At 69.8% G+C, this 18,396-nt stretch carries 17 protein-coding genes; 5 read left to right on the top strand and 12 right to left on the bottom strand.

Features of this window, described 5'->3' with window-relative positions; translation table 11 throughout:
* The 7 genes from VN378_RS03405 to VN378_RS03375 all read right to left on the bottom strand — a co-directional run.
* Positions 1–768: efflux RND transporter periplasmic adaptor subunit (locus tag VN378_RS03405; protein WP_325740980.1), on the bottom strand; the 768-nt coding region annotated here is incomplete at its 3' end.
* Between the two features lie 4 nt (positions 769–772).
* Positions 773–3,157 carry an ABC transporter permease gene (locus tag VN378_RS03400; RefSeq protein ID WP_325740978.1) on the bottom strand — a complete coding sequence of 795 codons (2,385 nt, stop codon included), beginning with the start codon at positions 3,155–3,157 and terminating at the stop codon, positions 773–775.
* Positions 3,154–3,831 carry an ABC transporter ATP-binding protein gene (locus VN378_RS03395; RefSeq protein WP_325740976.1) on the bottom strand — a complete coding sequence of 226 codons (678 nt, stop codon included), beginning with the start codon at positions 3,829–3,831 and terminating at the stop codon, positions 3,154–3,156. Before VN378_RS03395 ends, VN378_RS03400 begins: the two co-directional genes overlap by 4 nt.
* Before the next feature lie 198 nt (positions 3,832–4,029).
* Complete coding sequence (locus VN378_RS03390) at positions 4,030–4,413, bottom strand: DUF302 domain-containing protein (protein ID WP_325740974.1); 384 nt, start codon at positions 4,411–4,413, stop codon at positions 4,030–4,032.
* Positions 4,410–4,754, bottom strand: coding sequence for a metalloregulator ArsR/SmtB family transcription factor (locus VN378_RS03385; protein WP_325740971.1), 345 nt, complete (start codon positions 4,752–4,754; stop codon positions 4,410–4,412). The genes VN378_RS03390 and VN378_RS03385 overlap by 4 nt, the downstream gene beginning before the upstream one ends.
* Positions 4,751–7,981, bottom strand: a complete 3,231-nt coding sequence (locus tag VN378_RS03380) for an efflux RND transporter permease subunit (RefSeq protein WP_325740968.1) — start codon at positions 7,979–7,981, stop codon at positions 4,751–4,753. The genes VN378_RS03385 and VN378_RS03380 overlap by 4 nt, the downstream gene beginning before the upstream one ends.
* Positions 7,978–9,018, bottom strand: coding sequence for an efflux RND transporter periplasmic adaptor subunit (locus VN378_RS03375; RefSeq protein WP_325740965.1), 1,041 nt, complete (start codon positions 9,016–9,018; stop codon positions 7,978–7,980). Before VN378_RS03375 ends, VN378_RS03380 begins: the two co-directional genes overlap by 4 nt.
* A gap of 173 nt (positions 9,019–9,191) precedes the next feature.
* Here VN378_RS03375 and VN378_RS03370 point away from each other — a divergent pair, with 173 nt between their 5' ends.
* On the top strand, positions 9,192–10,505 hold the full coding sequence (locus VN378_RS03370) for an NAD(P)/FAD-dependent oxidoreductase (protein ID WP_325740961.1): 1,314 nt from the start codon (positions 9,192–9,194) through the stop codon (positions 10,503–10,505).
* Complete coding sequence (locus VN378_RS03365; RefSeq protein WP_325740957.1) at positions 10,502–10,705, top strand: DUF2892 domain-containing protein; 204 nt, start codon at positions 10,502–10,504, stop codon at positions 10,703–10,705. The genes VN378_RS03370 and VN378_RS03365 overlap by 4 nt, the downstream gene beginning before the upstream one ends.
* Before the next feature lie 24 nt (positions 10,706–10,729).
* Here the strand turns inward: VN378_RS03365 and ppsA are convergent, their stop codons facing one another.
* The 3 genes from ppsA to VN378_RS03350 all read right to left on the bottom strand — a co-directional run bounded on the left by ppsA (position 10,730) and on the right by VN378_RS03350 (position 14,782).
* Positions 10,730–13,183, bottom strand: a complete 2,454-nt coding sequence (gene ppsA / locus VN378_RS03360) for a phosphoenolpyruvate synthase (protein ID WP_325740955.1) — start codon at positions 13,181–13,183, stop codon at positions 10,730–10,732.
* Positions 13,184–13,262: 79 nt separating this feature from the next.
* A complete protein-coding gene (locus VN378_RS03355; protein ID WP_325740952.1) occupies positions 13,263–13,919 on the bottom strand; it encodes a phosphoribosyltransferase in 657 nt (218 codons plus the stop codon).
* 14 nt (positions 13,920–13,933) lie between these two features.
* Complete coding sequence (locus tag VN378_RS03350) at positions 13,934–14,782, bottom strand: universal stress protein (protein ID WP_325740950.1); 849 nt, start codon at positions 14,780–14,782, stop codon at positions 13,934–13,936.
* A gap of 329 nt (positions 14,783–15,111) precedes the next feature.
* Between VN378_RS03350 and VN378_RS03345 the strand changes: the two genes are divergently transcribed.
* On the top strand, positions 15,112–16,110 hold the full coding sequence (locus tag VN378_RS03345; RefSeq protein WP_325740948.1) for a zinc-dependent alcohol dehydrogenase family protein: 999 nt from the start codon (positions 15,112–15,114) through the stop codon (positions 16,108–16,110).
* A gap of 22 nt (positions 16,111–16,132) precedes the next feature.
* On the opposite strand, the gene VN378_RS03340 is transcribed toward VN378_RS03345, so the two are convergent.
* Together VN378_RS03340 and VN378_RS03335 are read right to left on the bottom strand one after the other, a co-directional pair.
* On the bottom strand, positions 16,133–16,585 hold the full coding sequence (locus tag VN378_RS03340) for a host attachment protein (protein ID WP_325740946.1): 453 nt from the start codon (positions 16,583–16,585) through the stop codon (positions 16,133–16,135).
* An 11-nt stretch (positions 16,586–16,596) separates the two neighbouring features.
* The gene (locus tag VN378_RS03335) at positions 16,597–17,061 is read right to left on the bottom strand and encodes an Hsp20/alpha crystallin family protein (protein ID WP_325740944.1); all 465 of its coding nucleotides are present in this window, start codon (positions 17,059–17,061) and stop codon (positions 16,597–16,599) included.
* Between the two features lie 136 nt (positions 17,062–17,197).
* On the opposite strand from VN378_RS03335, the gene VN378_RS03330 reads away from it, so the two are divergent.
* Positions 17,198–17,782: a hypothetical protein gene (locus VN378_RS03330; RefSeq protein WP_325740941.1), complete on the top strand. Its 585-nt coding sequence runs from the start codon at positions 17,198–17,200 to the stop codon at positions 17,780–17,782.
* Between the two features lie 53 nt (positions 17,783–17,835).
* Positions 17,836–18,297 carry an NUDIX domain-containing protein gene (locus VN378_RS03325; protein ID WP_325740939.1) on the top strand — a complete coding sequence of 154 codons (462 nt, stop codon included), beginning with the start codon at positions 17,836–17,838 and terminating at the stop codon, positions 18,295–18,297.
* Positions 18,298–18,396: the final 99 nt, after the last annotated feature.

The raw sequence follows: 18,396 nt of genomic DNA, 5'->3' as shown, positions 1-18,396 counted from the left end.
GATCCGCGCCGCATCGCTCGACAGCAGTTCGGCGACCACCTCGAGATCTCCGGGATCGCCGATCTCCATCACCGGCGCGCCCTGGGCGACGACGCTTTCGCTTTCCTGCAGGACCCGCAGCACCCGGCCCGTGACCGGGGCGCGAATGGTCACGGCGCGGCCCCCGGTCGCCGCCGCGGCCGGCTCGATCAGCCGTACGCGGGCCGCCTCGAGGGCCGCCTGCCGGACGCCGACGCCGGCGCGGGCGTTGCCGACGGCGGCAGCGGCGGTGCGGACGTCGAGACGGGCGCGGTCCAGCGCGCTCTGCGACGCGACCGACGCGGCGAAAAGAGTCTCGGCGCGGTCCGCCTCGATCCGGGCATGGGCCAGCCGGGCGTCGGCGCCTTCCAGTTCGGCGCGCGCCAGGGCCAGGGCAGCTTCGGCCGAGCGAACCCCGGCCTGGATTTCCTGACGGGAGCGCTCGTCTACAAGGATCGGCGGGGCCGGCTGGATGATCGCAATCACCGCCCCGGCCTCAACCCGTTCGCCTGCACGATTGCCGACGCGCATCAGCCGGCCCGAGACGGGAGCAGACACCACATAGACCTCTCGCGCCCGCGTGCGCGCCTCGTCGCGAACCGCGACGGTGAGAGGGCCTCGGCTGATCTCGCCGATATCCACGAGAACCGGACGCGGGCGGAAGGCGAAGATCAGCAGCGCCGCCAGCGCCAGCGCCACCCCGGCCCAGAACAGAGTTCGAAATTTGAGATTGAACCGGTTGATTTTCATCACACTATTCTCCGGTCTTCAGGACTTCGGCGAGGTCGAGCCGGTCGATCTGGCCGCGCACCATCAGACTCGCAGCGACCGTGATGGCCAGCACCACCGCTCCGGCCATGCCGAAGGTCGCCGGAGCGACGGCGAAGGGCAGCCGGAACAGGTCGGAACTCATGGCGTAGGCGAGATACCAGGCGAGACCGGCTCCCGCCGCCGCTCCCAGCGGCAGGGCGAGGAGGGTCAGGAAAGCCACCTCGCCGAGCAGGATGTAGGAGACGTCGGCGCGCGAGAAGCCGAGCACCCGCAGCGACGCCAGCTCGCGCTGGCGCTCGGCGAAGGAGATACGCACGGTGTTGTAGACCACCCCCGACGCGATCAATCCGGCGAAGAAGAAGAAGGTCAGGATGGACCGGCCGAGGTTTTCGTCGAGCATGGCGGCCAGACGTTTGACGGCGTCCGCCTGCAGACCCACGCCGACGACCGCGGGAGTCTCCTTCAGACGGGCGTAGAGACTTCCGGTCCGGTCGGAGTCGACCGTCAGCCAGGCGCCTGACATCTGCGGCCCCTCCCCAAGCGCCCGGTTCAGGTCCTCGATCCGCATCCGGGCGCCGGACCCGACGTAGCTGACGACGACCGCCGAGACCGGAATCGCGAGCAGGGGCCGCCGGCCTTCGGTGACCTGGGCTTCCACGATGTCGCCCGCCTCGACCTCGAGCTTGGCGGCCAGATCGCTGGACAGGACCAGACCGCCGGGATGCGGAAAGACCGGCTGGTTGTGGGTGTCGACCAATCGCGAGAGGGTTCCGTCGAGCGGCGCACCCGTGATCACCGCGCGTTCCTCGCGCGCGCCGTTGCGGAGGCGGACCGGCACGACCCGGAAGGACTCGGCGGCCAAGACCCCCTCCTCGCGGGCGAGACTGAACAGGCCGGCCCGCGACCGTGGCTCGACGAAGCTCACCGACACGTCATGAGGATTGGACGCGTTGAAGCTGGAGTCGATCATCACCTCGATCCCGTCCATCGTCGACAGGGTGCCGATCAGGAGGGCGCCGGAGGCCGCGATCCCGGCGACGGTCAGGGCCGCGCGCCAGGGCCAGCGAATGATCTGGCGCAGGATCATGCGCGACTGCTGGTCGATGAAGCGCATCCGGGTGATCCACGCGCCGGCCGCCCTGGAATAGTCGGGCGGGGGCGCGGGCGTCATCGCCTCCGCGGGATTCAGGGCCGCGGCCCGCCGGACCGCCAGGACCGCGCCGCCCATCACCGTGATCATCGCGGCGCCGACGACGATGGCGTAGTCGGACGGATTCGCCTGGAACAGCAGGAAGGGGAAGCGGTAGTACTCCATGTAGAGCTCCGCCATGGCCCGGCCGAGCCAGATCCCCGCCGCCCCGCCGATCAGCACGCCGGTCGCGGCGATGACGGCGACCAGCTTCAGGTAGTGGCCGATGATGTCGCGATCCCGGTAGCCGAAGGCCTTCAACAGGCCGATGCTGGCGCGTTGGACGGCGATCAGGCGCGAGAGCACGACATTGACCAGGAAGGCCGCCACCAGCAGGAACACCGGCGGCAGAACCCGTCCCATGGTCGCGAGCTGGTCGATCTCGCTGGACACGAAGGCGTCCGATATCTGGTCGGCGCGGCCATAGGCGCCCGGTGCGCCATAGGGCTCCAGAAGACGATCCAGCCGGGCGATCACCGCCGGCTCCGACGCGCCGCGAGAGAGCCTCACGACCGCCTCGTTGAAGGCCTCGTCCTGGTCAACCGCCTGCGCCAGGGCGCTGCGCCGCATCCAGAGGACGCCGAACAGCCGGTCGTCGGGAACGAACTGGCCGGGGCCGATGGCGTAGACGTGTTCCGGGGACAGGGCGACCCCGACCACCGTCAGTGGGCGTCGCCCGCCCCGAAGCGTGGTCGGAACCGTATCGCCGATCTGGAGTCTGTGTGCGTCGGCAAAGGCCTGCAGGACCACCGCCTCGTCCCGCTGCCCGGCGGCCGGAAGTCGACCGCGGACCAGATGCAGCCGGTTGACCGCCGGCTCCCCCACGTCCGGCAATGACAGAACCTCGCCGGTGGCGGGTGCGCTCATGCCTTCCATGGCGAAGAGCGCCGGGACCCTGATGCGGGTCGCCGCGGCCTGGACCCCGTCGATGGCCCTGATATCGTCGATCAGACGCTGCGGAGCGCGGACCGTGGGGGCCCAGACGTCAGCGAACAGATAGCGTTCATAGTAGGCGCGCCGGGTCTCCTCCAGCGAGCTGAGCATGCCGGCGGCGAGGAGGTGGACCGCGACGCCCCCGGCGATGACGAAGGCGATCGCCAGGGCCTGAGCCTTCATGCGCCACAGCTCCCGCACCAGCTTGCGATCCAGCGCGCCAATCCAGACGGGCAGCCCGCTCACCACGAGATTTCACCAGGCTGGCGCTTGTCCGCGTTCTCGCGCACTTCGCGAACTCGCCCGTCCGCGAACAGCACCACGCGGTCGGCGATGGCGGCGATCGCGGCGTTGTGGGTGATCAGCAGGGTGGTGGCGTTGAGCGTGTCGTTGACGGTCTTGAGCGCCTCCAGCACCCGTACGCCGGTAGCCGAATCCAGGGCGCCGGTCGGCTCGTCGCAGAGCAGCACGGACGGCTGCTTGGCCACGGCGCGCGCGATGGCCACGCGCTGTTGCTCGCCGCCGGACAACTGCGCCGGAAAATGATCCAGACGATTCTCCAGGCCGACCATGGCGAGGGCCTCTTCGGGGCTGAGCGGCGCTTCGGCGATCTCGGTGACGAGGGCCACGTTCTCGCGCGCGGTCAGGCTCGGTATCAGATTGTAGAACTGGAAGACGAACCCGACGTGCCGGCGACGGTATTCGGTCAGCTGCCTCTGGTCCGCCCGACTGATGTCCTCGCCCCTGAAAAGGACCTCGCCGCTGGTCGGCGTATCCAGCCCGCCGAGAATGTTGAGGAAGGTCGACTTGCCGCTGCCGGACGCGCCCAGCACCACGACCATCTCGCCCTCGGGCAGATCCAGGTCCACGCCTCGCAGGGCCTGCACCGCCGCCGGACCGGAGCCATAGACCCTGTTCACGCCCCGGGCGCGAAAGCACAGCCTCCCCGGTGCGGCCGGCGGATTCCCGGCGGCGGTGTTCCGGTCCGCCGCTCGGTTTGGGCGTTGTTCGTCCCGCAAGGGCATGGGCGGCGGTGATCCATCTGGGCCAGTCGCACAGTGGCAGATCGCGGCTCGCCGCCCCGTGATCTGGATCAAGACAGCCCGGGCCGCCGGCTTTCAGACCTCGTCGACGGCCGCCCGCAGATGCTCGCCCACCGTTTTCGCGTGGCTCAGCAAGTCGGGATTGTCGATGGCGCGCATCGAGGCGGCCGGGTCGATGGCGAAGACCTCGACGCCGCCTTCGGCCTGCTGGACCACCACGTTGCAGGGAAGCATGGCGCCGACGTGCGCCTCCATCTTCAGGGCCTCATGGGCCATGACCGGATTGCAGGCGCCGAGGATGCGGTAGGGCCGGAAATCCTGGCCGATCTTCGCCTTGAGCGTGGCCTGGACGTCGATCTCGGTGAGGACGCCGAAGCCGTGCTTCTGAAGCGCGGCCCGGGTGCGTTCAACAACGGCGTCGAAGTCGCCCTCGACGGTGCGGGCGTGGAAATAGGTCATGCTGTCCGGTCCTTCGGTTTGTCACGGTAGATGTCACAGAGCAGGCCGATGACCCGGGCGGCAGCCGGGTCGACGATGCCGTAGTAGATGGTCTGGGCTTCCCGCCGCGGGGCGATGACGCCGGCGTCGCGCAAACGGCCGAGGTGCTGCGAACAGGCGGACTGCGACAGGCCGACGTAGCCAGCCAGATCGCCGACGGCGCAGTCGCCTTCGCTGAGCCGGCACATCAGCATCAGCCGTTGCTCATTGGCGAACAGACGCATCAGGCGGGCCGCCGGGGCGGCGCTGGCCTCCAGCTCGGCCAGGGCGGCGGCGTCGGGCGTGGGCAGGGCGTCGGTCATGGCGTCTCTTCCGCGGGTCCGGGCGCGGCCATGGGGCGGCCGTCGTCCTTCAATGCGATATAGATGGCCGGGATCACCAGCACCGTCAGAATCGTCGAGGAGATCAGACCGAACAGCAGGGAGATGGCGAGGCCCTGGAAGATCGGGTCGAACAGGATCACCGCCGCCCCGATCATCGCCGCCAGCGCCGTCAGCAGGATGGGTTTGAAGCGGATGGCCCCGGCCTCGAGCAGAACCTCGCGCAGCGGCCGTCCCGGCGTTCGGGCGTGACGGATGAAGTCGACGAGCAGGATCGAGTTTCGCACGATGATCCCGGCCAGGGCGATGAAGCCGATCATCGAGGTGGCGGTGAAGGGCGCGCCGAACAGCATGTGGCCGATGACGATGCCGATCAGGGTCAACGGAATGGGCGTCAGGATCACCAGCGGAATGCGGAAATCCTTGAACTGGGCCACGACCAGAACATAGATCCCCAGCAGGGCCACCCCGAAGGCGGCGCCCATGTCGCGGAAGGTCACCCAGGTGATCTCCCATTCGCCGTCCCACAGCACGGTCGGAACGGTCTCGTCGGTCGGCTGGCCGTTGAGCCGGACCTCGGGGCGCGGCAGGCCCTTCCAGTCGTGGGCCTTGATGGCGGCGTCGATGGCCAGAATGCCGTAGATGGGGGCCTCGAACTGGCCGGCGAGTTCGGCTGTGACCATTTCGGCGGCGCGGCCGTCGCGGCGGTAGACGGGCCAGCCGGCCAGCTCCCGACGGGCCTCTACGACCTCGCCCAGTTCGACCAGCCGCCGGCCGCCGTCGATCGTGGTGACGGCTACGGGCATCACGGCCATCTGTTCGGTCCAGGCCCGGGCCGACTGCGGCAGGCGTACGGCGATCTCGACCGGCGTTCGCTCGTCGTCGCGCGCGGCGTACCCGAGGATCTGGCCACCCATGACGGCGGCGATGGAGTCGTGCACCTCGCGCTCGGACAGGCCGAACCGCTCGATCTTCTCGCGGTCGGGGATCAGACGCAGGACCGGGCGACGCACGCCGTAGCTGTTGTCGACGTCGACCACCGAGGACTCGGCACGGAACAGGGTCTCCAACTCGGCCGCCACGGCGCGGCGGGTCGCGGCGTCGGGGCCGTAGACCTCGGCCAGCAGGGTAGCGAGCACCGGCGGTCCGGGCGGAGCTTCCACCACCTTCAGCGAGGCGCCCGCCGGCAGCGGCAACCCGGCCAGACGGCGGCGCAGGTCCAGGGCGATGGCGTGGCTGCTGCGGTCGCGGTCATCCCGGGGCGCCAGCATGACCGCCAGGTCGCCCTGTTCGGCCCCGGCGCGCAGGAAATAGTGGCGCACCAGGCCGTTGAAATTGAAGGGCGTCGCGGTCCCGGCGTAGCTTTCCAGCGACTCTACCTCGGCCAGGGTTCCGGCCACGGCCGCGGCCCCGGCCAGGGTACGCTCGGTGGTTTCGAGGCTGGTCCCCTCGGGCATGTCCAGCACCACCTGCAGCTCGGACTTGTTGTCGAACGGCAGCAGCTTCACCGGCACGACCCGGAAGCCAAACATCGACATGGCGAGAAGGGTGGCGAGGCCCACGACGATCAGGAAGGTCCAGGCGCTGCGGCGCGAGCGGATGACCGGCGTCGCCACCTTGCGATAGAGGCGGCCCAGCATGCCCTCGCCGTGCTGGTGACCGTGGCCGCCGGCCAGGGTTTTCCGGGCGAGGCGGATCATCAGCCAGGGCGCGATGACCACGGCGACGAAGAAGGAGAAGACCATGGCCGCCGAGGCGTTGACCGGGATCGGCGCCATGTAGGGGCCCATCAGGCCCGAGACGAACAGCATGGGCAGCAGGGCCGCGACCACGGTCAGGGTGGCGACCACGGTCGGGTTGCCGACCTCGGCCACGGCCTCGACGGTCGCCTCGGCGCGGCTGCGGCCGTCGTTCATGGCCCAGTGGCGGGCGATGTTCTCGATCATCACGATGGCGTCGTCGACGAGGATGCCGATCGAGAAGATCAGGGCGAACAGGCTGACGCGGTTGATGGTGTAGCCCATCAGATTGGAGGCGAAGAGGGTCAGCAGGATGGTGGTGGGAATGACCACGGCGGTGACGCCCGCCTCACGCCAGCCGATGGCGAAGCCGATCAGGATGACGATGGAGATTGTCGCGAGGCCGAGGTGCATCAGCAGCTCATTGGCCTTCTCATTGGCCGTCTCGCCATAGTCGCGGGTGACCACGACCTCGAGGCCTTCGGGGATCAGCGTGCCCTTCAGCGCCTCGACCCGCTGCATGACACCATGCGAGACCACCACGGCGTTGGCGCCCTGGCGTTTGGCGACGGCCAGGCTGACGGCCGGGGTCCGGCTCCAGCCGTCGCCGGCGCGGGCGTAGTGGGCGGCGCGGGCCTGATCCTCGCGCGGGGCCTGAACGACGGTGGCCACGTCGCGCAGATAGACGGGCTCGCCGGCCATCGAACGGACGGTCAGCAGCGACGCGTCATCGGGCGTGGCCAGCCGTTCGCCCGAACGCAGGCTCAGGGCCCGGCCCTGATCGCGGACGGAGCCCGCAGGGAAGCTTCGGTTGGCCTGGGCCACGGTCTCGAGGACGGAGGACAGGGCCACGCCCCGCGCGGCCATGCGCGCCGGATCGGGTTCGACGCGAATTTCCGACGGGCGTCCGCCGACGATGAAGGTCAGGCCGACATCCTCGACCTTGCCGATCTCGGTCCTGAGCCGGGCGACGACGTCATACAGGGCCTGATCGCTCCAGCGCCCGGCCGCGTCGGCGCGCGGCGTGAGGGTCAGGACCACTGCCGGGACGTCGTTGATGCCCCGGGTGACGATTTGCGGCTCGGAGACGCCGACGGGAATCGAGCCGTAGTTGGCGCGCACCTTCTCATGGACGCGAACCGCCGCGTCGTCAGGATCCGAGCCGACCACGAAGCGGGCCGTGACCATCACCCGGTCATCCTGCACCTGGGTGTAGACGTGTTCGACGCCGTCGATGCTGCGCACGATGGCTTCCAGCGGCTTGGCCGCCAGTTCTGTGGCGTCGGCGGCGCTCAAGCCGGGGGCCGCAACCATGATGTCGACCATGGGCACGCTGATCTGCGGCTCCTCCTCGCGAGGGATCGAAAGCACGGCCATAAGACCGACGGCGATGGCCGCCAGCAGCATCAGGGGAGTCAGCGGCGAATTGAGGGTGGCGCGGGTCAGGCGTCCGGACAGGCCGAGGTTCATCGGGCGCGCTCCGGCGCGGCGGCCAGGACGACATCGCCGGCCGTCAGGCCGGACAGCACCTCGACCCGGTCGCCCGGGACGGGACCGCCCAACTGGACCGGCGCCTCGCTGACGCGGCCGGCGCGGTCGACGGTGCGAACGAAGTCGATGCCGAAGCGGGTGGCGACGAAGCGGCGCGGCACGACCAGGGCGCGTCGCTGGCCGACGGGGACCTGGACCATGACCCGCTGTCCGACCCGATCGCTGGCCAGGCCGTCGACGGCGATGTCTGCTGTGGTTCGCCCGGCCGTGGACGCTGGATAGACCTGGGCGATCGCACCGCTGGCCACGCCGGGCAGATCCTCGCCGGACAGGGTCACGGTCTGGCCGACCCGCAGGTTGCGGCCCTGGGCTTCGGGCAGTTCGAGGCGCAGGACCAGGGGGCCCGCCGTAATGGTCGCGACGGACTGACCCCCGCTGACCACCGAGCCGACGGGAACGTCGGCGGTCAGGACGCGCCCCGAGGCCGGGGCGAGAATGCGGCCCTGGGCGCCGGTCTCGGCGCTGGCCGAACGCTGGGCGCGGGCGGCCCGGACCTGGGCGTCGGCCGCCTGGGAGGCGGCGCGGACCTGATCCAGCCGGGCCTGGGCGTAGAAGCCGCGGTCGTACAAGGTCTGGACCCGCGAAAGATCGGCGCGGGCGCGCGTCGCCTCGGCCTCGGCCGCCGCGACCTGGGCCCCGAGAGCGGCGGTCTCCATGCCGACCCGATCGTCCACGACGACGCCGATCACCTGGCCTTGCCGGACCACATCGCCTTCGCGGACGTTGAGCTGGACCAGTGTGCCGGGGATGCGGGCCCGCGCCTCGGCGAGATCGCGGGAGGCGACCACGGCCGAGGCCGGCTTGACGGCGTCGATCAGGGCTTCGGTCACCGCCAGGCGCTCACCCCGCGCCGGCGCGGTCGCGACGACCTCCGGCTCCCCGCCGCACGCCGACAGACCGCCGGCCAGCAGGATGGTGGCGGCGAGGGCGGCGAACAGAGCCGTGGGCTTCGTCATCAATGGCGTCCTTATGTAAGCTTGCGCTAATATTAGATATTGCTAATATGATTGCAAGCCTGCGGAACTATCCACCCGACGCCGTTCCCCGGTCTTGATACGGATCAAGGCACGACGGCCTGGGGGGCGCAGGATTAGATTTCGACAAGACCGTCCCGGAATGGAGATCGCGTATGGACCGGCCCACCATCGTCATCATCGGCGCAGGCTTGGGCGGCGCTATCGCCGCCTATGATCTGCGCCACGCGCTCGGCGACCGGGCGCGGATCGTCATGGTGTCCAGGGGCGACACCTTCCATTTCACCCCGTCCAATCCGTGGGTGGCGGTGAATTGGCGCAAGCGCGAGGCCATCGAGGTCAGCCTGCCGGAGGTGATGAAGCGCAAGGGCGTGGAGTTCATCAACGTCGGCGCCAGCCGCATCCGCCCCGCCGAAAAGGGCGTCGACCTGGCCGACGGCCGGGCCCTGCACTACGACTATCTGGTCATCGCCACCGGCCCGGAGCTGGCCTTCGACGAGATCCCGGGCCTCGGCCCCGACGGCTACACCGTCTCGATCTGCCACGTCGACCACGCGGTCGAGGCCGCCGCGGCCTTCGACCGCTTCGTCGAGAATCCCGGCCCTATCGTGGTCGGCGCGGTCCAGGGGGCGTCCTGCTTCGGGCCCGCCTACGAGTTCGCGATGATCCTCGACACCGAGCTGCGTCGCCGCAAGCTGCGCGACAAGGTGCCGATGACCTTCGTCACCTCCGAACCCTACATCGGCCATCTCGGTCTCGACGGGGTCGGCGACACCAAGGGACTGCTGGAAAGCGAGATGCGCCAGCGGCACATCAAATGGATCACCAATGCGAAGGTGAAGAGCGTCGACGCCGGCATGATGCATGTCGAGGAGGTCGGCGAGGACGGGACCGTGAAGGCGAACCACGACCTTCCCTTCGCCTATTCCATGATGTTGCCGGCCTTCCGCGGGGTCGAGGCCGTGCGCGGCGTCGAAGGTCTGACCAATCCCCGCGGCTTCATTCTGGTGGACAAACATCAACGCAATCCGACCTGGCCGGACATATTCGCCCTGGGCGTCTGCATCGCCATCCCGCCGACCGGCCCCACGCCGGTGCCCGTGGGCGTGCCCAAGACCGGCTTCATGATCGAGAGCATGGTCTCCGCCATATCCGCCAATCTGAACCAGATCCTGGACGGCAGGGATCCGACCTTCGAGGCCAGCTGGAACGCCATCTGCCTGGCCGATTTCGGCGATGGCGGCGTGGCCTTCATAGCCCAGCCTCAGATTCCGCCGCGCAACATCAACTGGTCGGCCAGCGGCCGGTGGGTGCACACGGCCAAGGTCGCCTTCGAAGGCTACTTCCTGCACAAGGTCCGCAAGGGCCAGGCTGAGCCGCTCTACGAGAAGCTGGCCCTCGACCTGATCGGCGCCCACAAGCTGCGCCGCACCACTCAATCCGCCCCCGTTCAGGAGACCACGCCATGAGCCTCGACCGCGCCGTCATGATGTTCGCCGGCTTCATGGTGCTGCTCAGCCTGGCGCTGACCCACTGGGTTCACCCGGCCTGGGTATGGCTGACGGTGTTCGTGGGCCTGAATCTGCTGCAGGCTTCCATCACCGGCTTCTGCCCGGCCGCCATGATATTCCGGCGGCTGGGCGTGCGGCCGGGGACGGCTTTCCGATAGGCCGGGGGCCGCGCCTCGATTTGATCAGGACGTCGGGGCGGCGCCCTCCGCCCGGGCCACGGCCTCGACGGTCCGCGGAAAGCTCCCCGGATTCACGCTGATTGAGTCGATCCCTGCGCGCACAAGCGCGGCCGCCACCTCCGGGTAGGAAGCCGGCGCCTCCCCGCAGATTCCCACGGGTCGGCCATTGCGCCTGGCGCCGGCCACGGCCTGCCGAAGCATCTCAAGGACACCCGGATCGCGTTCGTCGAAATCGAAGGCGACCTCGGCCGAATCCCGATCGACGCCCAGGACCAGCTGGGTGAGATCGTTCGAGCCGATCGAGAAGCCGTCGAACAGTTGGGCGAAGGCGTCGATCTGGATCACATTGTTGGGGATTTCGCACATCACATAGATCTCGACGCCTCCCGGGCCCTGGCGGAGTCCGTGCGCGGCCAGGGTCTCCAGGACCTGCCGCCCTTCCTCCACCCGGCGGCAGAACGGCACCATCAGCCGGACGTTGGTCAGTCCCATGACGTCGCGGACCCGGGCCAACGCTTCGCACTCAAGGGCGAAGCCGTCGGCGTACAGCGGATGGGCGTAGCGGGCGGCGCCCCTGAACCCCAGCATGGGGTTCTCCTCGACCGGTTCAAAGTCTGAGCCGCCGGTGAGTGAGGCGTATTCGTTGGTCTTGAAATCGGACAGACGCACGATGACCGGCCGTGGATAAAAGGCCGCGGCGATGGCGCCCACGCCTTCCGCCAGTTGACGGACGAAACAGGCCCGAGGGGACTCCCCGAGCGCCCATCGGGCGATGGCGCGACGTACGCGCCCGGATGCAATCCGCTCGGGATGGGCCGCGGCCATGGGGTGGATGCCGATCAACTCGCCGATGATGAACTCCATCCGCGCCAATCCGACGCCCGCCGCCGGCAGGGCCGCGGCCTGGAAGGCCATGTCCGGCTGCGCCAGATTGAGCATGATCGCCGTTCGGGTTCGCGGCAGATCGGCGAGGCGTAGCCGGTCGACGGCGTAGGGCAGACGGCCGGCGTACACCGCGCCCTCCTCTCCCCCGGCGCAGCTGACGGTCACCGCCTGCCCGGCGACGAGGCGCCTCGTGCCGTCCCCTGTTCCGACGACCGCCGGAATGCCGAGTTCCCGCGCCACGATGGCCGCGTGACAGGTGCGCCCGCCCTGGTCCGTGACGATCGCTGCGGCCGTCCTCATCGCCGGCAGCCAGTCCGGACTCGTGGTCGCGGCGACCAGCACTTCACCCGGGACAAAGGCCGCCAGATCCTCGGCCGTGGCGACGGTTCTCACGGCCCCCGACGCGACGCCCTGGCCCACCGCCTTGCCGGAGACGATGACCGGCGCGTCACCGGCATCGAGGGTCCGGACCTCATAGACGCCCGCCGGCCGGCGCGACGCCACGGTTTCCGGCCTCGCCTGCAGGATGTACAGGGGCCCATCACCGCCGTCCCGCGCCCACTCCAGGTCCATCGGAGTCCATCGGCCGGCCCTGGCCGAATAATGATCCTCGATGGCGATCGCGGCGCCGGCGAGCTCCAGCACTTCCGCGTCCGTGATGCAGAAGCGCTCCCGATCGCGGCGCGAGACGGCCCGCGCCTGCAGGACGCCCGGACCCGACGAGGTCTCGGGCCGGATGAGGCGAGTCTCCTTGCTGCCCAGCGACCGCCTCAGCACGGCCCGATAGCCCGCGCGCCAGGTGGGCTTGTGGACATAGAACTCGTCCGGGCCGACACGGCCCTGGACGATGCCTTCGCCCAGCCCGTAGGCGCCGGTCACGAACACCACATCCGGGAAGGCCGTCTCGGTGTCGATGGTGAAGGCGACCCCGCTGGCGCCCCGGTCGGCGTCCACCATCCGCATGACCGCCACCGAAAGCGCCACCTTGAGGTGGTCGAACCCGTTCCGGGCGCGATAGACGATCGCCCGGTCGGTGAAAAGCGAGGCGAAACATCGCCGGCAGGCCTCGACGACCCCGGCCTCCCCCGTGACATGCAGAAAGCTGTCGTGTTGGCCGGCGAAGCTGGCCTGCGGGAGATCCTCGGCGGTGGCGGAACTGCGCACGGCGACCCTCGGACGGGCCTTCGCCCCCGCGCCCAGTTCGCGGTAGGCTTTCGCGATCGCAGCCCCGAGCCTGGGATCATCCGTCGCCTGATAGACGATCGCCCGCGCCTCAGCCCCCTTGGCCGCCACCTGCCCCACGTCGTCGATGTCGAGGTCCTGGAGCAGGCGCGCGAGCTTCGGCCATGCGCCCGCGGCGGTCAGGGCGTCGCGGTACGCCGCCGCCGTCACTGCAAAGCCGTCCGGGGTGGTCACGGCCCGGCCTCGCAACAGACGCCTCAACTCGCCCAGCGAGGCGGTCTTGCCGCCGACGGCGGCGATGTCGCCCAGACCGACCTCGTCGAGCCCGAGCACATAGTCGTCGGCAGAGCGTGATCGGGCCGGCCGATCCGGCAGGCTGGCCTGGGTCATGTCGCCTCCATGGATAATCCTGTGAGGATGTTCCGACGCGGCCCGGGCGCATTGACCGGGATCAAGACCCCTTCCGGGTTCAGGCGCGGGAGGCGGCCAGGCAGGCGATCACCTCGGCGTCGTCCACCTGATGAAAATCTGCATAGGCTTCCCCGACGGACCGGAATGGCTGAGGCTCCAGAAGACAGATGAGGTCGTCCACCTCGTGGCGGAAGGTCGCCGCGAGCGCCCGGGGCGCCACCGGAATCGCCAGCACGACGCGGCGCACGCCCTGGGCGCGCAGTCCCGCGACCGCGGCCCGGGCCGTGGCGCCGGTGGCCAGCCCGTCGTCCACGAGAACCGCGACGCGTCCTGCGGGATCGAGGCGTTCGTGATCCTCGAAGTACAGGCGCCGACGCCGCTCGATTTCCGCGAGCGCCGAAACGCGCTCGCGCTCCAGATAGTCCGCCGTGGCGCCGGTGAGCCTGACGATGTCCTCATTGATGATGGTTCGGGGATGACTCCCGTCGATCACGGCCGCGAGCGCCACCTCTGGATTCCCGGGCGCGCCTATCTTGCGCACCAACGCCAGGTCCAGCGGGGCGTCCAGGGCGCGCGCCACCTCGAGGGCGACCAGCGTGCCGCCCCTGGGGATGGCGTAGACGATCGCATCGCCATGAACGCGGTCCGCCAGGGCCTCGCCCAAGCGACGGCCGGCCGCGGCGCGATCGGGAAATTCAGGGGGTCGGGAAGGCACGGGCGCCTCGCGGTTCAATGGGACACAAGGATCGGGACGGGCGGATCGCGAAGCAGGCTGCGGCTGACGCCGCCCAGCACCGTTTCGCGCAGGCGCGATTGGCCATACAGCCCCATCACCATCAGATCGGCCTGCAGTGTCCTCACCTGGCCGCGCAGGATCTCTGCAGCCCCCGAATCCGCCTCACGAACGACGACCACCTGGGCGGTGCATCCATGCTCCTCGAAATAGCGCTGCAGCCGGCTGTCCGGTCCGTCCGCTTCAGCGGGCGATACGATGACCACGTGAACGGTCTCGGCCGTCGAAAGGAACGGCCACGCGTCACGCACCGCACGCGCCGCCTCCCGGCTCCCGTTCCACGCCACGACAATCCGGCGTCCGGGCGTGGAATCCCCGGCGCGCTCAGGCAGGATGAGCGCCGGGCCGCCCCCGGCGAGGGCCAGGTCGGCGGCGGCGGCGCCGGTGGGGCCCACCGTCGGCAGGCGGCCAGCCGGCAACACCGTCAGATCCGTGCGGCGGGTCAATTCCAGAACTCCGGCTCCACTGTCGGCCGGAAGCACCAGCCAGTCCGAACGGCACCCTGCCGAGCCGGCCGCCGCTTCAAACGCCAGCCGCGCGTCTTCGGCCTGCGCATCCGTCCGGCGTTCGTGCGCGGCGAGGACTTCCGGCGGCACTGCGGGCGGGATGACCGGAGGCAGGCCCCAGTAGACCGGTTCGTCCCAAGCCGACACGGGCAGGGCGGGACGAGGAAAGACTCCGGTCAGATGCGCGTCGAACCGGGCCGCCAGCATCGCTGCGGTCTCGGCTCGCTGCTGGGCGGCAGGACTCCCGTCCACCACGGTCATCATGCTTCTGTAGGTCATGGCTGGTCCCTTTTCCGGGTTGGCGAGCAATCATTTGAGGGTCCGGTCCGGACGGACCCCCGACGGCGCCGGGGCCGTTCGGGCGCGGGCTCGAGGGCGGCGACCGGGTCGCTGGCGGGGAAGGACGCGGCCAGTGCGGCGTCGAGCGCCCGCTCGCCCCGAGGGTCAATTGGATGGCTGACTTCCGGGAGGCGGCGCGGCATGGCGATCTCCTTCGCGAACCCATGAAGAACCCGGCCCGCGGCTGCCCGCCTTGATCCGGATCAAGGCGGCGGCGTTACAGAGCGGCAGGTTCGGATGACGCCGGCGGAGAACCAACAATGCGGTGCATGGCGCTTCGGAACTCCCACGGGCCGCTCGTGGCCGAAACCCGGCCGGATCCGGAACCCGGCCCCGGCCAGGTCCGCCTGAGGGTTTCGGCCTGCGGCGTGTGCCGCACGGACCTGCACGAGCTGGACGGCGACCTGGCGCCCCGCCAGCCGGCGATCATCCCCGGCCATGAGATCGTGGGCGTGGTCGACGCCCTGGGTTCCGGCGTGACCGGTCGACGGATCGGCGAGCGCCTCGGCGCCGCCTGGCTGGCCTGGACCTGCGGCGTCTGCCCCTTTTGCCTGGAGGGCCGGGAGAATCTGTGCGACCGGGCCGAATTCCACGGCTGGACCCGCGACGGCGGCTACGCCGATACGGTGATCGCTGACGCGCGCTATTGCTTCTCCCTGCCCTCCACGCTCCCGGATGCGGAATGCACTCCCTTGCTGTGCGCAGGCCTGATCGGCTTCCGGGCCTGGCGGATGGCCTGCACCGGCCGCTCCGTGGAGACGCTCGGCCTCTACGGTTTCGGCGCCGCGGCCCATCTGCTGGCCCAGCTGGCGCTATGGCATGGTCAGCGGGTCTACGCCTTTGTCCGCCCGGGGGACGAAGCGGCGGCCGCTCTCGCCCGGGAACTGGGTTGCGCCTGGGCTGGTCCGTCCGGGCAGTCCCCGCCGACCCCCCTGGACGCCGCCATCCTGTTCGCGCCCGTGGGCGAGCTCGTGCCCGAAGCGCTCCGGGCGGTTCGCAAGGGCGGGGCCGTGATCTGCGGCGGCATCCATATGAGCGACATTCCCGCCATGCCCTACGAATGGCTGTGGGGCGAACGGGTGCTGGCGTCGGTGGCGAACCTCACCCGGCAGGACGCCCTGGACTATTTTCCCCTGGCCGAGCAGGCGCGGGTGAGACCGCACGTGACCTTGTATCCGCTGGAGCGGGCCAACGACGCGCTCGACGATCTGCGGAGGGGCCGCTTCTCCGGCGCGGCGGTGCTTCTGCCGAACGCGACCAGCGATTGAATTCCCCGCGGCGGCGCCCCGATCAGGAGCTCGGGGCGCGCCGACGGAGCTCGCGCAGACAGGCTCGAAGCGAGGCCGGATCCTGGGACGCCCGATCATGCGCCTCGGCGAGGGTCACGGTCACCCCGGCCTGGGCCATCACCCGGCGCAGCTGGCCAAGCGCGCGCGGCGCGGCCATCAGGATCAGATCCTGATAACCGCCTCCGCGCATGATCTGGGCCGTCCGAGCGCCGACCAGGTCGATGAAATCGGCCTCCCGGCGGTCCTTTGGCGTCGGTCCGTCGCCCGTGTGGGAGGCCGGACCGAGACGGTCATGGGCGCCGCCCCGGGAGCCGGAGGCCTCAGGCCGATGCAGCGACAGATCGCCGAGCCGGGTGGTGATCTCGATCAACGCTCCCCCGCGACGCCGCTCCTCGAACAACCGGGCCCGGCGCCCGTCGGCGACGACCACCAGGCTTGATCCCGTCAGGTCCATGACGATCTCCTTCAGGCGCTCTTGACCGGAATCGCGAGCTTGCGGGCCGCAGCGCCGGCGTCCATCGGCGCGGTCACGGTCAACACGCCCTGTTTCAGCGACGCCTTGATCGCGTCGCTCTTCACGCCGGCGGGAAGTCGAACCGACCGTGAGAAAGCGCCGTAACGGCGCTCGACCATCCGGAAACCCTTGTCGTGGCTTTCCGCAGAGGACTTCTTCTCGCCGCTGACGGTCAGGACTTCGTCCTCAAGATCGATGTGGACGTCGTCTTCGGTCAGGCCGGGCAGTTCAACGGTCAGTTCGACGCCGGCGTCCGTCTCCCTCATGTCCATCCGGGGCGAGAGACCGAACCTGTCGGACAGGTCGAAGCCGCTGAAATCGGCGAGCACGCGATCGAGTTCGCGCTGGAGCGGCGCGAAGAAGGGAGCGACACCGCGGGCCGGCGGCGACGCGGCGGGGACGGATTGAGCAGTCATGGGATGGCTCCTGCGAGTGTTGCGCGCCTGACCGGCGCTCCGTCAAAGATGCAGGAGGGAGGGAGCCCCGCCTTGATCGACGTCAAGGTGGAAGCCGCGCCGAAGGGCGATGAAAGCGGGTCTTCAGGAGGCGACGATGACGACACGCGCTTTGCCGCAATGGTCCGACGGGCTGGTCGGCGACCTTGGCGTCCGGCCCCGGCCCGTTTTCCTCGCGGCGCTGGCTTTCATTCTGGTCGGCGCCGTCGTGATCACGGCGCCTGACCCCTCCGGCGTCGTCCTCGGCGGGACCTCGGGCTGGATGCTCTGGTTCGCGGGCATGACCATCCTGGCCTTCTGGCTGCTCCTGTTGCTGGGGGGGCGACCGCTCAGGGGCCTGCTGATTGCGGGTGCGGTTGCGGCGGCCTCCGGAGCCTTCCTCTTCTACAACCCCCGGACCGGCGCGGCTGCGATCGGCATTCTGTTGATCTCCACCCTGGTGATGGACGGCGGCCTGCAGCTGGCGCTGGCCCTGAAGCTGCGGCCGGCCGGCGTCTGGCGGTGGCTGTTCGCCTCCGCCCTGGCCTCGGCGATCGCCGCGATCGCTCTTTCCAGCGAAATTTTTTCCAGCGCCGCGCCAAGCTGGGGACCCTTGGTGGGAGCGGCCCTGATCAGCAGCGGCCTGGCGCTCGTGCTCTTCGGCCGGACGGCCCTCCTCACCCCTTCGCCGGGCCGGTCTTGATCGGAAGCAGATCCCGTCGCCCTCTGTCTCCCATCTCATGGAAAGGAGCAGCGATGCCGGTTACGAGCGCGGGTCTTCTCGTTTACCGGCGCGAACCCGCAGGCCCCGAGGTTCTGCTGGCCCACCCCGGAGGGCCCTGGTGGCGCGGCCGGGACGCGGCCGCCTGGTCTGTTCCCAAGGGCCTGCCCGAGGTCGGGGAGACGCTTGAGGCGGCGGCGCGGCGCGAATTCCGGGAAGAGACCGGACTGGAGCCCCCGCGTCCCCGGATCGCCCTTCGGCCCGTCCGTACCGGCTCGGGCAAGGTCATCCACTGCTGGCTGGGCGAAGCTGATCTCGACCTCGGGACTTTCCGCAGCGCCCCTTTCGAGCTGGAATGGCCGCCCCGCTCGGGACGGCGCATCCTCACGCCTGAGATCGACGCCCTGGGCTATTTCGGCGAGGCGGAGGCATGGAAGCGCATTCACGTCGGTCAGCGGCCGATCCTGCGGGAAGCCTTCGATCTCCTGTCGACATGAACCCGCCTTCCCTGCCGTCGGACGCCTTGACCCGCATCAAGGCGTCCGACGTTCATTGAATCCAGACTGGGTGTGATCACCCCCGCACGCAGGCAGGGT

It is taken from the genome of Brevundimonas sp. (assembly GCF_035561115.1).
In the GTDB taxonomy this organism is placed as follows: Bacteria; Pseudomonadota; Alphaproteobacteria; order Caulobacterales; family Caulobacteraceae; genus Brevundimonas.
The sequence above is the reverse complement of the archived record's forward strand: the minus strand, read 5'-3'. Positions and strand labels throughout refer to the sequence as shown.

Excerpts from the sequence above, each read along its gene's own strand:
- VN378_RS03390 (WP_325740974.1), bottom strand. The coding sequence starts at position 4,413 with ATGACCTATTTCCACGCCCGCACCGTCGAGGGCGACTTCGACGCCGTT.
- VN378_RS03385 (WP_325740971.1), bottom strand. The coding sequence starts at position 4,754 with ATGACCGACGCCCTGCCCACGCCCGACGCCGCCGCCCTGGCCGAGCTG.
- VN378_RS03380 (WP_325740968.1), bottom strand. The coding sequence starts at position 7,981 with ATGAACCTCGGCCTGTCCGGACGCCTGACCCGCGCCACCCTCAATTCG.
- VN378_RS03375 (WP_325740965.1), bottom strand. The coding sequence starts at position 9,018 with ATGACGAAGCCCACGGCTCTGTTCGCCGCCCTCGCCGCCACCATCCTG.
- VN378_RS03370 (WP_325740961.1), top strand. The coding sequence starts at position 9,192 with ATGGACCGGCCCACCATCGTCATCATCGGCGCAGGCTTGGGCGGCGCT.
- VN378_RS03365 (WP_325740957.1), top strand. The coding sequence starts at position 10,502 with ATGAGCCTCGACCGCGCCGTCATGATGTTCGCCGGCTTCATGGTGCTG.
- ppsA (WP_325740955.1), bottom strand. The coding sequence starts at position 13,183 with ATGACCCAGGCCAGCCTGCCGGATCGGCCGGCCCGATCACGCTCTGCC.
- VN378_RS03350 (WP_325740950.1), bottom strand. The coding sequence starts at position 14,782 with ATGACCTACAGAAGCATGATGACCGTGGTGGACGGGAGTCCTGCCGCC.
- VN378_RS03345 (WP_325740948.1), top strand. The coding sequence starts at position 15,112 with ATGGCGCTTCGGAACTCCCACGGGCCGCTCGTGGCCGAAACCCGGCCG.
- VN378_RS03340 (WP_325740946.1), bottom strand. The coding sequence starts at position 16,585 with ATGGACCTGACGGGATCAAGCCTGGTGGTCGTCGCCGACGGGCGCCGG.
- VN378_RS03335 (WP_325740944.1), bottom strand. The coding sequence starts at position 17,061 with ATGACTGCTCAATCCGTCCCCGCCGCGTCGCCGCCGGCCCGCGGTGTC.
- VN378_RS03330 (WP_325740941.1), top strand. The coding sequence starts at position 17,198 with ATGACGACACGCGCTTTGCCGCAATGGTCCGACGGGCTGGTCGGCGAC.
- VN378_RS03325 (WP_325740939.1), top strand. The coding sequence starts at position 17,836 with ATGCCGGTTACGAGCGCGGGTCTTCTCGTTTACCGGCGCGAACCCGCA.